Source organism: Campylobacter concisus (assembly GCF_003048875.2).
GTDB lineage: Bacteria > Campylobacterota > Campylobacteria > Campylobacterales > Campylobacteraceae > Campylobacter_A > Campylobacter_A concisus_AU.
Map to the genome: position 1 here is coordinate 559,745 of NZ_CP049264.1, position 15,433 is coordinate 575,177.

Annotated in this window: 12 protein-coding genes and 1 pseudogene; 12 read left to right on the forward strand and 1 reads right to left on the reverse strand. The window is 39.3% G+C overall.

Annotated features, from left to right (window positions below; genetic code table 11):
• Positions 1–74: 74 nt before the first annotated feature.
• The 12 genes and pseudogenes from hemE (at position 75) to CVT07_RS02880 (ending at position 12,725) form a co-directional block, all read left to right on the forward strand.
• A complete protein-coding gene (gene hemE, locus CVT07_RS02830) occupies positions 75–1,097 on the forward strand; it encodes a uroporphyrinogen decarboxylase (protein ID WP_107937548.1) in 1,023 nt (340 codons plus the stop codon).
• A complete protein-coding gene (locus CVT07_RS02835) occupies positions 1,087–2,001 on the forward strand; it encodes a radical SAM protein (protein WP_107937550.1) in 915 nt (304 codons plus the stop codon). The genes hemE and CVT07_RS02835 overlap by 11 nt, the downstream gene beginning before the upstream one ends.
• A gap of 3 nt (positions 2,002–2,004) precedes the next feature.
• Positions 2,005–2,823: a pyridoxamine kinase gene (locus CVT07_RS02840; protein WP_107937552.1), complete on the forward strand. Its 819-nt coding sequence runs from the start codon at positions 2,005–2,007 to the stop codon at positions 2,821–2,823.
• A gap of 148 nt (positions 2,824–2,971) precedes the next feature.
• A pseudogene (locus CVT07_RS10325) lies at positions 2,972–3,766 on the forward strand (cache domain-containing protein); the annotation flags it as partial.
• A 579-nt stretch (positions 3,767–4,345) separates the two neighbouring features.
• Positions 4,346–4,936 carry a methyl-accepting chemotaxis protein gene (locus tag CVT07_RS10330; RefSeq protein ID WP_232527126.1) on the forward strand — a complete coding sequence of 197 codons (591 nt, stop codon included), beginning with the start codon at positions 4,346–4,348 and terminating at the stop codon, positions 4,934–4,936.
• A gap of 1,189 nt (positions 4,937–6,125) precedes the next feature.
• Positions 6,126–8,906 (forward strand): nitrate reductase catalytic subunit NapA, encoded by a 2,781-nt coding sequence (gene napA, locus CVT07_RS02850; protein WP_103569393.1) that lies wholly within the window; start codon positions 6,126–6,128, stop codon positions 8,904–8,906.
• Between the two features lie 11 nt (positions 8,907–8,917).
• Entirely contained in the window at positions 8,918–9,676 is a 759-nt protein-coding gene (napG, locus tag CVT07_RS02855; protein ID WP_228027415.1) for a ferredoxin-type protein NapG, read from the forward strand.
• On the forward strand, positions 9,673–10,464 hold the full coding sequence (gene napH / locus CVT07_RS02860) for a quinol dehydrogenase ferredoxin subunit NapH (RefSeq protein WP_107937326.1): 792 nt from the start codon (positions 9,673–9,675) through the stop codon (positions 10,462–10,464). The genes napG and napH overlap by 4 nt, the downstream gene beginning before the upstream one ends.
• Entirely contained in the window at positions 10,461–10,988 is a 528-nt protein-coding gene (locus tag CVT07_RS02865) for a nitrate reductase cytochrome c-type subunit (RefSeq protein ID WP_012001478.1), read from the forward strand. Before napH ends, CVT07_RS02865 begins: the two co-directional genes overlap by 4 nt.
• Positions 10,988–11,455: a 4Fe-4S ferredoxin gene (locus CVT07_RS02870; protein WP_107937324.1), complete on the forward strand. Its 468-nt coding sequence runs from the start codon at positions 10,988–10,990 to the stop codon at positions 11,453–11,455. The genes CVT07_RS02865 and CVT07_RS02870 overlap by 1 nt, the downstream gene beginning before the upstream one ends.
• Positions 11,452–12,387: a WD40 repeat domain-containing protein gene (locus CVT07_RS02875; protein WP_107937322.1), complete on the forward strand. Its 936-nt coding sequence runs from the start codon at positions 11,452–11,454 to the stop codon at positions 12,385–12,387. The genes CVT07_RS02870 and CVT07_RS02875 overlap by 4 nt, the downstream gene beginning before the upstream one ends.
• Positions 12,384–12,725 carry a chaperone NapD gene (locus CVT07_RS02880; protein ID WP_107831859.1) on the forward strand — a complete coding sequence of 114 codons (342 nt, stop codon included), beginning with the start codon at positions 12,384–12,386 and terminating at the stop codon, positions 12,723–12,725. Before CVT07_RS02875 ends, CVT07_RS02880 begins: the two co-directional genes overlap by 4 nt.
• Positions 12,726–13,459: 734 nt before the next feature.
• Here CVT07_RS02880 and CVT07_RS02885 read toward each other — a convergent pair.
• Complete coding sequence (locus CVT07_RS02885; protein ID WP_107937320.1) at positions 13,460–15,409, reverse strand: methyl-accepting chemotaxis protein; 1,950 nt, start codon at positions 15,407–15,409, stop codon at positions 13,460–13,462.
• Positions 15,410–15,433 lie beyond the last annotated feature (24 nt).

Below are 15,433 nucleotides of genomic sequence, written 5' to 3' on the forward strand. Positions count from 1 at the left end.
GCTTGAAATTTCTCCTACATCTTTTCTTTAGCTATTTTTGGATAATATCCATTTAAAAATTTAAAGGAAATTTTATGATATTCATAGACGCTTGTTTGAAAAAACCTACGCCATACACGCCTGTTTGGATGATGCGCCAAGCTGGCAGATACTTGCCTGAGTATATGCGAGTGCGCGCGCAAGCAGGGGATTTTTTGTCACTTTGCAAAGACTATAAAAAGGCTAGCGAGGTCACGCTTCAGCCAGTTGATATCCTGGGCGTTGATGCGGCGATTTTATTTAGCGATATCCTTGTCGTGCCACTTGAAATGGGCATGGATCTGCGCTTTGAAAAGGGCGAGGGACCAGTTTTTACAAAGCCTTTGCGTGATGAGGCCGCACTTGATGCACTTAGCATCGAAAGAGCGGTTAAAAGCTTAGCATACGTCTATGACACGATCAAACTTACAAGAGAAAATTTAGCCAAAGATAAGGCGCTAATTGGCTTTTGCGGCGCACCATGGACGATAGCTACATATATGATAGAGGGTGGAGGCAGCAAAAACTATGCGGTCTGCAAAAAGATGCTCTATCAAAATCCAGAATTTTTACATCAAATTTTAGAAAAAGTGACGCAAGCGCTCATCCTTTACGTCAAAGAGCAGATAAAAGCTGGCGTAAATGCCGTGCAAATTTTTGACAGCTGGGCGGCTGCGCTTGAAGAGCAGGCATATTTTGAGTTTGGATTTAGTTATATAAATAAGATAGTTGATAGCGTCAAGGCTGAATTTCCAGAGATACCAGTCATCGTTTTTCCAAAAGGTATAAGTGGATATCTGGATAAAATTTCAGGAAATTTTGACGTTTTTGGCGTCGACTGGAGCACGCCGATCGAGCTAGTAAAAGAAAAACTTAGTCCAAGATATGTCCTTCAGGGCAATATGGAGCCAACAAGGCTATATAGCAAAAAGGCGATCGATGAGGGCGTGGATAAAATTTTAAGCACAATGAAAGGCGTGCCGCATATTTTCAACCTTGGTCATGGGATCTTGCCAGATGTGCCAGTTGAAAACGCAAAATATTTCATAAAAGAGGTTCAAAGAAAAAGTGCAAGATAGCACTATCGTCTTTGGGCCGATAAATTCGCGCCGTTTTGGCATGAGCCTTGGTATCGATCTAAGCCCAAAGCAAAAATCATGCAATTTTGACTGCGTTTATTGCGAGTTAAAAGGCGCAAAGCCGGTTGAAGAGATAGAAAATCCACCAAGCGTTAATGAAATCATAAGCGCTTTAAAAGAAGCTTTAAAAGTTCATCAAAATATCGATGTCATCACGCTTACAGCAAATGGCGAGCCAACTCTTTATCCGCACTTAAAAGAGCTGGTGGCAAAAGTAAATGAGATAAAAGACAAGGCAAAAACTCTCATCCTAAGCAACGGCTCAGGCGCGAGAGATCAAAAAATTTGTGAAGCCTTGCAAGGGCTTGATATAGTTAAATTTAGCCTTGATAGCGCCGTGCAAAGCACATTTAAAAAGATAGACCGCAACAAAAGTGGCATAGAAGTAAATGAGCTTATAAAAGCAATGGCTAAATTTCGCAAGGAATTTAAGGGCGAGCTTGTGCTTGAAATTTTGGTCGTGGCTGGATTTAACGACAAAGAAGAGGAATTTATGGCGCTTAATGAGGCTGTAAATGAGATAGCTCCGCACCGAGTGGATGTGGGTACGATAGATCGCCCGCCAGCTTACAACGTAAAAGGCGTTGATGCTAGTAGGCTTGAAGAGCTTGCAAGCAAGATAAAAGGCGTGCCAGTCACCATAGCTAGGGCTCATAAGATAGAGCAAAAGTATGAATTTAGCAAGAGTGAAATTTTAGCCATGCTAGAGCGCCGTCCGCAAACTACGGCAAATGTAGAAGAAAATTTCTCAGAGCACTCAAAACAAATTTTAAACAGCCTTTTGCAAGACGGCGTGGTTTATCAAACCGACGTTGCCGGCGTTAAATTTTATAAATTAAGATGATAGATGAAGCGAATTTTAACTATACAAGACATCTCGTGCGTGGGCAAATGCTCGCTCACCGTCGCACTTCCCATAATCAGCGCCCAAGGCATCGAGGCGTGCATCTTACCAACGGCACTGCTCTCAACTCACACTGGCTTTAAAAATTTCACTTTTCGTGATTTGACTGATGAATTTGACGCTATAACGCAGGTTTGGCACAAAGAGGGCATCAGCTTTGATGGAATTTACACTGGATTTTTAGGTAGTTTTAGGCAGCTTGAGCTTATAGAGAGGGTCTTTGCTGAGTTTGATAGTGGCTCTTTGCTAAGGCTTGTGGATCCTTGTATGGGCGATAATGGCAAGCTCTATCACGGATTTGATGAGAAATTTGTGGCAAAGATGAGAGAGCTTTGCACAAAGGCACACGTCATCACGCCAAACATAACTGAGGCAAGTTTTATGTGTGCAAAGTCATTTTTAAGCGATGGATACGGCGAGGATTACATTTTAGAGTTGCTTGAGGGCTTGGCTAGTTTTGGCGCGCAAAAGATCGTTTTAAAGGGCATTAGGTATAGGCAAAATGAGTGTGGCATCATAGCATATGACGCAAAGACGAAAGAAAAAGTGGAGTATTTTCACGAGTATTTGCCATTTCACGCAAGTGGCACCGGGGACATTTTCGCTTCAGTGCTTTTTGGCTCGCTCATAAATGGTGAAAGCATGCAAAATGCTATCAAAAAGGCAGCAAATTTTGTGCTTGAGAGCATCAAGATCACGCTAAAAGATGATAATCGCACGTGGTATGGTGTGCAGTTTGAAAAATTGCTTAGAAATTTTTAGCACTTTATGGCAGGGAGTGATTTAAATTTGTGTCATTATAACCCCTCAAAGTGACATAGTTAAAACAAAATTTCATATTTATTTAAATTAATTTTACTTTTATATAAAAAGTTGAATAATTACGCAAATATTGATCAAGGAGTGATTTATGAAGTCTTTAAGGATTAAAATTTCTGTTATTTTGACAGCTGTGATCGTGCTGCTACTAGTCGGCGTTAGCCTCATTAGTTACAACATAGCTCGCAATCTATATACAGAAAAAGTTGTGAAAGATGAGCTACCACTAGCTGTCTCAAACGTTGCAGGTGAGATCGGCTATGCCATAGACAAGATCATCAACACCTCTTATCAGATGACCAAAAACGACTATCTTCTCAAGTGGATCGACGAGGGCGAGCCAAAAGACGGATTAGCAACGCTTTTTAACTACAACACCGACCTTATGAAGGCGTTTAACCTCTCAACAGCGATGTTTGTCTCTGATAAAACTCTAAACTACTACACAAACGACAAAATTTTAAAGCAGCTTAGCAAGGACAATCCACGCGATAGCTGGTACTTTGACGTTAAAAATGGCAAAGAGGTAAATTCTCTAAATATCCAAGTCTCAGAAGCTACTGGCTCTCTAACACTTTATGTAAATAGCAAGGTTGAAAAAGACGGCAAATTTTATGGCGTCAGCGCGATAGGCATGAACCTTGATGACATCGTAAATTTAGTCACCTCAAAAACCATGGGCGAGGGCAGTAAATTCTTAATGGTTGATTCAAGCGGTATCGTAAAGATAGAAAAGAGCGACAGGGTCGGCAAATTAAATGTAAAAGATGTCCTTGGCAAAGAGAAATTTGATGTCTTGATGAATAAAAATGGCGGCGTCATCCGTCACTTTAACGGCACGAGAAATTTGATAATTGGCTCAAAATATATCCCAAGCCTTGATTGGTACCTATTTGGTGAGATGGACGAGGATGTGCTTTTAAAAGATTTGCATACGCTATTTTACTCAGCTATCGGCGTTATCTTAGCAGCGATCATCATCTCTGTGATAGTTTCACTTCTAATGTCGTCTTACCTCCTAAAAATCATCCTCAAACTAAAAACAGGCCTACTATCTTTCTTTGATCTACTAAATCACAAGACAAACAAAGCACAGCCTATAGAGATAACATCTAAAGATGAATTTGGTCAAATGGCAGAGCTAATAAACAAAAACACAAAGGCCATTGAAGATGGCATGAAAGATCAAAGTATCTTCATCCAAAAAGCCAACACCTTTGTAAATGAGATAAAAGATGGCAACTATGAAGCAAGCCTAGAAGCTGATACTAACAATCCAGCTCTAAATCAACTAAAAAATACATTTAAAGACCTACAGCTTGCTTTAAAAGAAGCAATATCAAGTAATGGTAAAGATGTATTAAATTTACTTAGCACTTATAAAAACCAAGACTTTACAAAAAGACTTGATGATGATGGTAAGATAGCAAGTGGTATAAACTCTCTAGGTATAGAGATATCTAAAATGCTAAATGACAATCTAAACCAAGCACAAGTACTAGAAGAAAAAGCTAAACTACTAGCTAGCTCAGTATCAAAAGTAGCAAGCTCAGCAAACACTCAAGCAAATAGCTTACAAGAAAGTGCAGCAGCAGTTGAGCAAATGTCTAGCTCAATGAATGCCATCTCTCAAAAGACAGCTGATGTTATAAGACAAAGTGATGAAATTAAAAACATCATAACTATTATTAGAGATATAGCAGATCAAACAAATCTACTTGCTCTTAATGCTGCAATTGAAGCTGCACGTGCAGGAGAGCACGGCAGAGGATTTGCCGTCGTTGCTGATGAAGTTAGAAAACTAGCTGAAAGAACTCAAAAATCTCTAGGTGAGATAGAAGCAAATACAAATGTATTAGCTCAATCAATAAATGAGATGAGTGAATCAATCAAAGAGCAAAGTGAAGGCATAAATATGATAAATCAATCAGTTGCTCAAATAGATAATCTAACAAAAGAAAACGTTGTAATTGCAAACCAAGCAAACGAAGTAACATCAGAAGTAGATGAGATGGCTAAAGCTATAGTTGAAGAGGTTAGGAAGAAGAGGTTTTAAACTACTCTTTCTCTAGAGTTTTTAAACAAACTCAAATTTGTTTAAGACAAAACACTTCATTAATATTCATAAACTCCAACTCTGGTTTAGGCTGGGTTGGGATTTATATTTTTTTAAATTTAATTCTTTATATAGTTACTTTAAATTCTAGACTTTAATTTTAATCTTGGGTTTTTATATTTTTCTCTTGCTTTGTAATGTTTTTACAAATTTTAAAATTTATGAACGAGCATATCACGCTTCTAGATTTAGTGGCGAATAGTTATGAGCCCTAAATTTCAGTAAGTTGCTAAGGCGAGTGAGTAAGATTTAGAAAATTTGCAAATTGTTTTGCTAAATCAGATGAGTAATAAGTAAATTTTTAGAAATTTCATGAGCGAGTAATTTCGGCTCTAAAATTTGAGCTAAGCGATAAGCGAAGCCAAATTTTCTAGTAGTCAATTCTTGCGAGTGAGTGGAATTTTAGAAATTTGAAAAAAAGATTTTTTTAGAAAATTTAAAGTTTTGCTTCTTTGTTAAGGGGAAGAGGCTTGAATTACGGTCTGCTTGCAGTTGCGAGCTAGTGAAGCAAAAGCCGTCCCCTTATCCCCCTTTAGATCCCACAATCCCCTCGCACGTTCAAGGTGCATGCAATGGTGCTGAAGCACTGCATGCGTTTTAAAAAGCCCACAGTAAATTTGATATGTTCGCTCATAAATTTTTAAAATTTACTAGAGTTTTTTTAACCGTATATTATTTGTTTTAAATATTAAAAATTTTTTTCACTATAATTTTTTTCCTGTCATAAAACATATATAATTGTGACAAACCTTGCCAAATATTAAAAAAAATATCTTGGATATAAATTTTTCTTTAACATCATATCTATTGTATTTTCGAGAAATTGATTAAATAAAAAATAAATTTAACCCATTTTATATGTTACTTTTCTACACATCATTTAATAAAATTTTTAATATATTTTTTTAAGATTAATGAAAAATAAATCTATATAATAATTTATATTTTTGATTTTAAATTTACGATTTTGTGCTCTTGGCAAGGCTCTTTTTTATAAAAAATCTTGGAAACAATTTGTAATTTTAAAATTTAAGATTTTGACAAAATAGTCGATGTAAATCAGGCGTAAATTAAGCTTTGCAAAGTTAATATTTATTTAACTTTGTGTTAAATCTTTTAAGGAGAAAAAATGAATCGACGAGATTTCATCAAAAGTGCTGCAGCTAGTGCTGCTTGTGCTAGTGCCGGTATCGCTGTGCCAAGCTCGCTAAGTGCGGCAAACGAAGCTGAAAAAGGCTGGCGTTGGGATAAGGCTGCCTGTAGATTTTGTGGAACTGGATGTGGCATCATGGTTGCTACAAAAGAGGGCAAGATAGTAGCTGTAAAAGGCGATCCAGAAGCACCAGTAAACCGCGGTCTAAACTGTATCAAAGGCTACTTTAACGCTAAGATCATGTACGGCGAAGATAGGATCACTCATCCACTTTTACGTGTAAATGAAAAGGGCGAATTTGACAAAAAAGGTAAATTTAAGCAAGTAAGCTGGAAGCAAGCATTTGACGTGATGGAAGCTCAGTTTAGAAAGACTTATGACGAGCTTGGACCTCACGGCGTTGGCGTGCTTGGCTCTGGTCAATACACAATCCCAGAGGGCTATGCAGCAGTTAAGCTTATGAAAGGTGGCTTTAGAAGCAACAGCATCGATCCAAATGCAAGACACTGTATGGCAAGTGCGGTTCTTGGCTTTATGCAAGTTTTTGGTATCGATGAGCCATCAGGCTGCTTTGATGACATCGAGCTAACAGATACTGTCATAGCTTGGGGCGCAAATATGGCTGAGATGCACCCGATCCTTTGGGCGCGCGTCAGTGATAGAAAGCTTAGCGATCCTGATAGAGTAAAGGTTGTAAATTTAAGTACTTACTCAACTAGAACATCAAATTTAGCCGATATCGAGATCATTTTTGCTCCGTCATCTGACCTTGCTATCTGGAACTACATCGCTCGTGAGATAGTTTATAACCACCCTGAGATGATAGATGAAGAATTTGTTAAAAAGCACTGCGTCTTCACAGCTGGCCCAGTTGATATCGGATATGGTCTTCGCCCAGACATCCATCACAAAAAATATGCTCCAAGCGAGCTAGATACCGCTGCTACTGAAAAATCAAAAGTGCTAAGTGAGGCTGAGGGCGTTACACTTTCTTATCTTGGTCTAAAAGCTGGTGATACACTTGAAAATAAAAACGCTGCAAAGGCTGGCGATCACTGGCAAATAACATTTGAAGAGTTTAAAAAAGCTCTTGCGCCTTACACACTTGACTTTACAGCTAAGGTAGCAAAAGGCGATCCAAACGAAGATATCAATGAATTTAAGAAAAAACTAAAAGCACTTGCTGATCTTTATATCGAGAAAAACCGCAAAGTTGTAAGTTTCTGGACTATGGGCTTTAACCAACACCAACGCGGCACATGGGTAAATGAGCAAGCTTATATGGTGCATTTCTTGCTTGGCAAGCAAGCACTTCCAGGCTCAGGTGCCTTTTCTCTAACTGGCCAGCCAAGTGCGTGCGGAACTGCAAGAGAGGTTGGAACATTCGTTCACCGCTTGCCAGCTGATATGGTCGTCGCTAATCCAAAACACAGAGAGATCACTGAAAAACTTTGGAAACTACCTGCTGGCACGCTAAATGCCGTACCAGGCTCACACTATGTAAAAATGATGCGTGATCTTGAAGATGGCAAGGTTAAATTTATCTGGGTTCAAGTAAATAACCCATGGCAAAACACTGCAAACGCAAACCACTGGATCAAAGCAGCTCGCGAGATGGACAACTTTATCGTTGTAAGTGACCCTTATCCAGGAATTTCTGCAAAAGTAGCTGACCTTATCCTCCCAACTGCGATGATCTACGAAAAATGGGGCGCATACGGTAATGCCGAGAGAAGGACACAGCACTGGAGACAGCAAGTACTCCCTGTTGGCGAAGCGATGCCTGATATCTGGCAAATGCTTGAGTTTAGTAAGCGCTTTAAGCTAAAAGATGTTTGGGGTGAGAAAAAAGTAAATGACAAAGTGACACTTCCAAGCGTGCTTGAAGCTGCAAAAGCTATGGGATATAGCGAAGAAGATACGCTATTTGACGTGCTTTTTGCAAATGAAGATGCTAAGAAATTTAGCGCAAACGATCCGATCATGGAAAACTATGACAACACAGAAGTCTTTGGCGACAGCAGAAAAGTGATCGGCTCTGATGGTAAAGAATTTAAAGGATATGGATTTTTCATCCACAAATATCTTTGGGAAGAGTATAGAAAATTTGGCGTTGGTCACGGCCACGACCTAGCTGACTTTGACACTTACCACAGAGTAAGAGGTCTAAGATGGCCGGTAGTTGATGGCAAAGAGACTCAGTGGAGATTTAACACTAAATTTGACCCATACGCGAAAAAAGCTGCTCCAAATGATAAATTTGCATTCTACGGCAACAAAAACGCTGCCCTTCCAACAGGCGATCTAAAAGGCGTAAAAAATCAAGAGAAAACTCCTCTTGCAAACAAAGCAAAAATTTTCTTCCGCCCTTACATGGATCCATGCGAGATGCCAAGCAAAGATTATCCATTCTGGCTATGTACTGGCCGTGTTCTAGAGCACTGGCATACAGGCACGATGACTATGCGTGTTCCTGAGCTTTATAGAGCCGTCCCAGAGGCACTTTGCTACATGCATGAAGATGACGCTAAAAAGCTTGGCGTGCTTCAAAATGAGATCGTTTGGGTCGAGTCACGCCGTGGCAAGGTAAAAGCTAGAGTAGATCTAAAAGGTAGAAATAAGCCGCCAGTAGGTCTTGTTTATGTACCTTTCTTTGACGAAAACGTATTTATAAATAAAGTCTGCCTTGACGCTACTTGCCCGATCTCAAAAGAGACAGACTATAAAAAGTGCGCGGTTAAAATTTACAAGGCGTAAAAGTGGCTGATATGGAATTTTCAAGTAGGCGTGAAGCTTTGAAATTTGGAGCTAAGGCAGCGATCTTAGCTCTTGGCGGAGGCTTTATATGGTCACTTAGTGCCAAAGCCTCACCGCTTATACTTCTTAGACCGCCTGGTGCGAAAGCGGAGAAGCAGTTTTTAAAAAGCTGTATTAGATGTGGGCTTTGTGTAGAGGCCTGTCCATTTGATACACTAAAGCTTGCAACTCTTGAAGATGGTATAAGTGTCGGTACGCCTTATTTTGAGCCTAGAAAAATTCCTTGTCATATGTGCGAGCATATCCCTTGCGTGCCAGCCTGTCCGACTGGTGCGCTGGATGCAAATTTAGTAAGCACAGCTGGCAAACTAGACATAAATAAAGCCAAAATGGGCGTTGCAGTGGTCGATATGAAAAACTGCGTGGCATACTGGGGCATACAGTGCGATGCTTGTTACAGATCCTGTCCGCTCATAGATAAGGCCTTGTATCTTGAGTATCGCCGCAACGAAAGGACGCAAAAGCATGCGTTTTTGCTACCAGTTGTTGATAGCGATATCTGCACAGGATGTGGCGTGTGCGAGCGAGCCTGTATCACCGAAAAAGCAGCCATTACCGTGCTAAACCGCGAAGTTGTGCTTGGCAAAGTTGGCGATAACTACGTCAAAGGCTGGGTAAAAGAAGATGAAAGGCGTGTGGATGATGCCGACAGCAAGATAAAGCTCGACATCAAAAAGGCGACTGACTATCTAAATGGTGGTGAGCTATGAAATTTTTAATCTTAAGACGAATAACTCAAATTTCTATCCTAGTGCTATTTATCCTAGGAAATGTTTATGGGGTTAAGATACTTAGCGGAAATTTAAGCTCATCTTTGCTTTTTGGACAAATTCCACTAAGCGATCCATTTGCGGTGCTTCAAATTTTACTAGCAAGCTTTAGCGTAGGCATAAATGCGGCAATCGGCGCTATCATCGTCTTTGCATTTTACGCGCTCATCGCTTCTAGGGCGTTTTGCTCGTGGGTTTGCCCAGTAAATTTACTAACCGACATTGCTTACAAGCTAAGAGAGAAATTTGGCTTTAAGGGTGAGAAAATTTTAAACGTAAGTAAAAATTTGCGCTACTACTTGCTAGCGCTTGCCCTTGTCTTAAGCCTAGCTCTGTCAGTGCCAGCGTTTGAGAGCATTAGCTTTGTTGGTATCATTCAGCGTGGCATCATCTATGGCTCAGTTAGCGCCATTGGCATCGCCATTGGCATAGTGGCGTTTGATATGTTCGTGCTAAAGCGCGGAATTTGCTCACACGTCTGCCCACTTGGTGCATTTTACGCGGTGATATCAAAATTTGCACTCATCAGAGTAAAGCACGACGCAAATGCCTGCACAAAATGCATGAAGTGCAAGCTCGTCTGCCCAGAGGTGCAAGTGCTAGATATGATCGGCAAAGAGAGCCGCGCGGTTAGTTCAAGCGAGTGCATAAGCTGCGGTAGATGCATCGACGTTTGCGGCGACGGGGCGTTAAATTTTAGTATTAGAAATTTAAGGAGAGAAAAATGAAAATGAAAATAATGGCGCTTGGAGCACTATGCGCTGCCTTTTTAGCGGCATGTGCATTGAATAATCCAAGCATTAGTGATTCGCAAATCGGCCTTAGAAATGTTGATTTGTTAGATGATAAAGACGTTGTTTTAAAAGACATCAACTACACAAAAGAGCCAGCAGGTATGGCAAAGAGATTTGATAGATCTTTTGAAAATGCACCTCCATTTATCCCACACGACACTGAGGGTTTGGTGCCTATCACAAAAGATTCAAATATGTGCGTAACCTGCCACATGCCTGAGTTTGCAAAAGATAGCGGAGCAACTCCGATCCCAGCTTCTCACCTTTATGACATCAGAAATAAAAAAGATCTTGCAGGCAAGCTTGATGATGAGAGATATAACTGCACAACTTGCCACGTCGAGCAACAAAATGGCGTAACGCAGCTTGTTGGCAACAAATTTAAGCCTGACTTTAGAGATAAAAACGGCTCACATAAGTCAAATTTACTAGACGTTTTAAATGACGGCGTTAAGTAATGCAAAGCAGGCGGGAGCTAATTAGTAAAATTTTGGGGGCAAAACCTGCTCCCAAATTTATAGATCCACCCTTTTTTAGTGGAGAATTTGACTGTGCTGGCTGTGAGGCTAGCTGCGTAAGTGCTTGTGAAAAAGAGCTTCTTAGCTTTGAAAATGAAAGAGTTGTTTTTAAAGTTAAAAAGCTAGGCTGCGACTTTTGCGAAGAGTGCGCGAAAGCTTGTCAAAGTAGCGCTCACGTGACACTAAATTTAAGCTCACCAAAGAGCATAAACGCAAAGGTTAGCATAAACGTCGCTAGCTGCCTAGCGTGGAATGACACAATTTGCTACAACTGCCTTGATGCTTGTAAATTTAAAGCGGTTGAGTTTCTTGGCGTTTTTCGTCCCATAGTCAATCAAAACTGCGTGAGCTGCGGCGAGTGCTTTGATGTTTGTTTTAAAAATTCACTTCAAATGGAGGCTTTATGAGAGTTTTATTTTTTCTTTTTTGCTTGCTAAATTTTATCTTTGCAAATGAGATCACAACGCCTGTTAAAGAGATAGAAGCTAGTGCAAATGTGCTTGGCACCACGCTGATAAATGGCAAACTTTTTATCGCAACTGATGGTGGCACAGTTGAAATTTACGATCCAAAAGAGTCTAAATTTGACGAGATCATCAAAATGGATGATATAAAAACCTACGTTAGCGACCATGAGAGGCCAAAAATTTTAAATGTCGATGAGCTAAATGGCAAGATGCTCATCTTAAGCGAGGGCGACTACGCTACAAAGGTGCTTTATATAAGAGAAAATGGGCAGATGAGAAGCATAAAAATGGCTAATCAAGCGATAAAAAAGGCTCTATTTTTAGATGATGAGCATATAGCACTTGCTTCGATCAGCAATGAAATTTACTTTTTAAACCTAAAAAGTGGCGAAATTTATGATAGTTTTAAGATCTCTATCGCAATGCTCTCAGACATGGAGATAAGCGAAGATAGAGGCACGCTAGCGATCGCTTGTGAGAGTGGCAAGGTCTATTTTTACAACGTTCGCACTAAAAAAATGGACAAAATTTTAGACATCCACACTGATAACATCTACGACATCGCCTATAAAAATGGCGTCATGATCAGCGGCGGCACCGACAGGATCGCTGGCATCTTCTCAGCTGGGACGCTAAAAAAGATAAATACTGGCTTTTTGGTTTATGGCGTGGGGCTTAGTAGTGACGGCAAGATCGCCGCGTATATGAGCGATGAGATGAGCGATGTAAATTTGGTTGATAGCGTCACTTTGGATAAGATCGCGATGCTAAAAACTGGGCAAAGCACGATAAATAGCATAGTTTTCATAAGCGACAACGAGGTCGTAACCTCTGCTTATGAGAAGAAAATTTTATTTTGGAGAGTTAGATGAATATTTCAAGCCTGATAGTCTATACAGATAATAAAAATGAGAGCGTAAAAAGCGAGATAAGCAAGCTAAAAGAGTGCGAGATCATCACTGACGCAGAAGATAGGATCGTGGTGGTCGTTAGCTCAGAGAGCATCGAGGATGAGATCAGAGTTTTTAAGATGATAGAGGGCATTAGCGGTGTGGTGAGCGTTGCGATGGTTTATAGCTATCAAGAAGACGCTCAGGAGAATAGAGAGAGGCTTGAAGCAAACGGCAAGATAAGTGAAATTTTAACAAGCGATGACGTAAAAGCCGAAGATATCGCATATGGCGGTAGCGTGCATTATAAGGTGAGGTGAAATTTAACTCCCTTTTGAATAAAAAGAAATTTACAAATTTAATCAAGCTATTTTGTAAATTTTAAAATTCCATTCACTCGCAAGAATTGACTACTAAAATTTGGCTTCGCTTATCGCTTAGCTCAAATTTTAGAGCCGAAATTACTCGTTCATGAAATTTTAAAATTTACTTGATACTTATCTGACTTAATAAAGCAAATTTGCAAATTTTAAAATCTTACTCACTCGCCTTAGCAACTTACCAAATTCAGGTCTTGTTGCCACTTGCCACTGAATTTGGAAGCGTGATATGCTCACTCATAAATTTTAAAATTTAAGGTAGGCTTTTTAGGATAAACCGCATGCGGTGCGTCAGCACTATCGCATGCACCTTGAACGTGCGAGGGGTTTAGGGGATTTAAAAAGGGGGATAAGGGGACGGCCTCGTAACTCGAGTCCCCTTGTCTCCCTTTTGGATAAAAAAGAGCTTAAAAATTAAAGTCTATATTTTAAAAGTAGAAATTTATTATTTTGCAAATTTTAAAATCTTACTCACTCGCCTTAGCAGACTACTAAATCTAGGCTGCACTTCGTTTAGCACTAAATTTAGAGCCGTGATATGCTCGCTCATAAATTTTAAAATTTACTAGAAGCTTTTAGAGTGTTAAACTTAAGATTTAGAATTTAAAAATATAAAAAATTCCAACCCAGCCTAAACTAGGTTGAAATTTATGAAGATTTATGAAGTAGTTTGATTAAAATTTATTCTTTCTTACTTCACTTACTATTGTCTTTGCCATGTTATCAACATCGCTTGTTACTTCATTGGCTTTATTGGCAATTACAACGTTTTCTTTTGTTAGATTATCTATTTGAGCAACTGATTGATTTATCATGTTAATTCCTTCACTTTGCTCTTTGATTGATTCACTCATCTCATTTATTGATTGAGCTAATACATTTGTATTTGCTTCTATCTCACCTAGAGATTTTTGAGTTCTTTCAGCTAGTTTTCTTACTTCATCAGCAACGACGGCAAATCCTCTGCCGTGCTCTCCTGCACGTGCAGCTTCAATTGCAGCATTAAGAGCAAGTAGATTTGTTTGATCTGCTATATCTCTAATAATAGTTATGATGTTTTTAATTTCATCACTTTGTCTTATAACATCAGCTGTCTTTTGAGAGATGGCATTCATTGAGCTAGACATTTGCTCAACTGCAGCTGCTGATTCTTGAAGTGAGCTTGCTTGAGTGCTAGCACCTTGTGTAAGCTCTTTCATGGCTGAAGCCAAAGTTGTAGCTTTTTCTTCAAGCATCTTGGCATCATTTAAATTTGAGTTTAACATAGTGCAAATTACTTCACCCATATTTGATACTCCAAGTATCATAGCCTTTAGATCGGCTTCTAGCTCTTCATTTATCTCAACCTTTGCTGTAAAGTCGTTTTTAGTATATGAGCTAAGAACGTTTGTTATGCCTTTTAAATTTGCAGAGATAGATGTAAAGAATTTATTTAGTAGCTCTTTTAGTTCATTTAGTGATGGGTTGTTTGGAGTTGAGCCTATCTTTGCTCCAAGGTTTCCTTTGATCATCAAATTTGCTACCTTATTTAGCTCATCTATCATAGTGCTATCTTTTTTGATACCAGCTACGACTTTGTCGATGTTCTCATTTATCGCCTTACTCATCTCACCAAATTCGTCATTTGATCTTACCTCTAGCTTACTTGGTGCTTTTGCTTCGTAAGTTACAAATTTAAATACATCATCAAGCTTAGACTGGATAGTTTTTATAGGGTTAAGAGACTTTTTAAGTAAGAAATAGACAAATGCTGAGAGGATAACGATAAATAGCACCGCGAGGATTAGCTGGATTTTTAGGAGTGGCATTGTATTTGACGTAAATACATCTTTTTGCATGGCAGAGATAGCCAGCCAGCCACGATCGTTTAGCTCTATGAAGTCAGCATATCTATCCTCGCCCTTTGTGTTTTTATAAGCAATTAGACCGTTTTCATTAAATTCTTTATTTTTGTATCTATTAATTAGACCTATCGTAGTTGGATTATCTTTGCCAACTAACTCTTTGTCAGGATGGATGATGATCTTGCCATCTTTATCTACTACGTAAGCATAACTATAATCAGTCTTGCTAATGTTCATGATCTCTTCACTGAGACTTGAAATATCAGCATTCATGGCAGCGACACCTTTATTGCCGATAGGTGCTGAGAACGCTATCATCATAGCGTTAGAACTTGATGATTTATAAGGATCAGAAAAAGTTGCTTTTGCGCCTTTTGCGATCTTATACCAGTCTCTTGTTCTTGGGTCGTAGCCATTGTCTTTTGGCATCTCATTCTTACCATTTGAGCGGTACATCGCACCATCGCTCTCATATCCAACAAAAATTCTCTCTATCTCAGGAGATACGATTAGCTTTGTTGTGCTTAAAATTTCATTTATCTGGCTTCTATCCTCTAGCTTTTCTAGCCTTTGGGCGATGCCATTTGCGGCATGTGTATTCTCGTCAAAAAATGTATTCATAGCGTTTTTTACATCTTTTAGAATTTGACGCTGAGTTTGTATGACTAGCTCGATGGTCTTGTTCTGAGCAGTATAGTAACTAGCGGCCGACATAGCCACAAACGAAATACATAGAGCAACTATTAACATTAGCGCTATTTTATTGGTGATTGACTTCACACGAATTCCTTTACATATGATTTA

Excerpts from the sequence above, each read along its gene's own strand:
- napA (WP_103569393.1), top strand. The coding sequence starts at position 6,126 with ATGAATCGACGAGATTTCATCAAAAGTGCTGCAGCTAGTGCTGCTTGT.
- CVT07_RS10330 (WP_232527126.1), top strand. The coding sequence starts at position 4,346 with ATGCTAAATGACAATCTAAACCAAGCACAAGTACTAGAAGAAAAAGCT.
- napH (WP_107937326.1), top strand. The coding sequence starts at position 9,673 with ATGAAATTTTTAATCTTAAGACGAATAACTCAAATTTCTATCCTAGTG.
- CVT07_RS02840 (WP_107937552.1), top strand. The coding sequence starts at position 2,005 with ATGAAGCGAATTTTAACTATACAAGACATCTCGTGCGTGGGCAAATGC.
- CVT07_RS02880 (WP_107831859.1), top strand. The coding sequence starts at position 12,384 with ATGAATATTTCAAGCCTGATAGTCTATACAGATAATAAAAATGAGAGC.
- CVT07_RS02870 (WP_107937324.1), top strand. The coding sequence starts at position 10,988 with ATGCAAAGCAGGCGGGAGCTAATTAGTAAAATTTTGGGGGCAAAACCT.
- napG (WP_228027415.1), top strand. The coding sequence starts at position 8,918 with ATGGAATTTTCAAGTAGGCGTGAAGCTTTGAAATTTGGAGCTAAGGCA.
- CVT07_RS02875 (WP_107937322.1), top strand. The coding sequence starts at position 11,452 with ATGAGAGTTTTATTTTTTCTTTTTTGCTTGCTAAATTTTATCTTTGCA.
- hemE (WP_107937548.1), top strand. The coding sequence starts at position 75 with ATGATATTCATAGACGCTTGTTTGAAAAAACCTACGCCATACACGCCT.
- CVT07_RS02865 (WP_012001478.1), top strand. The coding sequence starts at position 10,461 with ATGAAAATGAAAATAATGGCGCTTGGAGCACTATGCGCTGCCTTTTTA.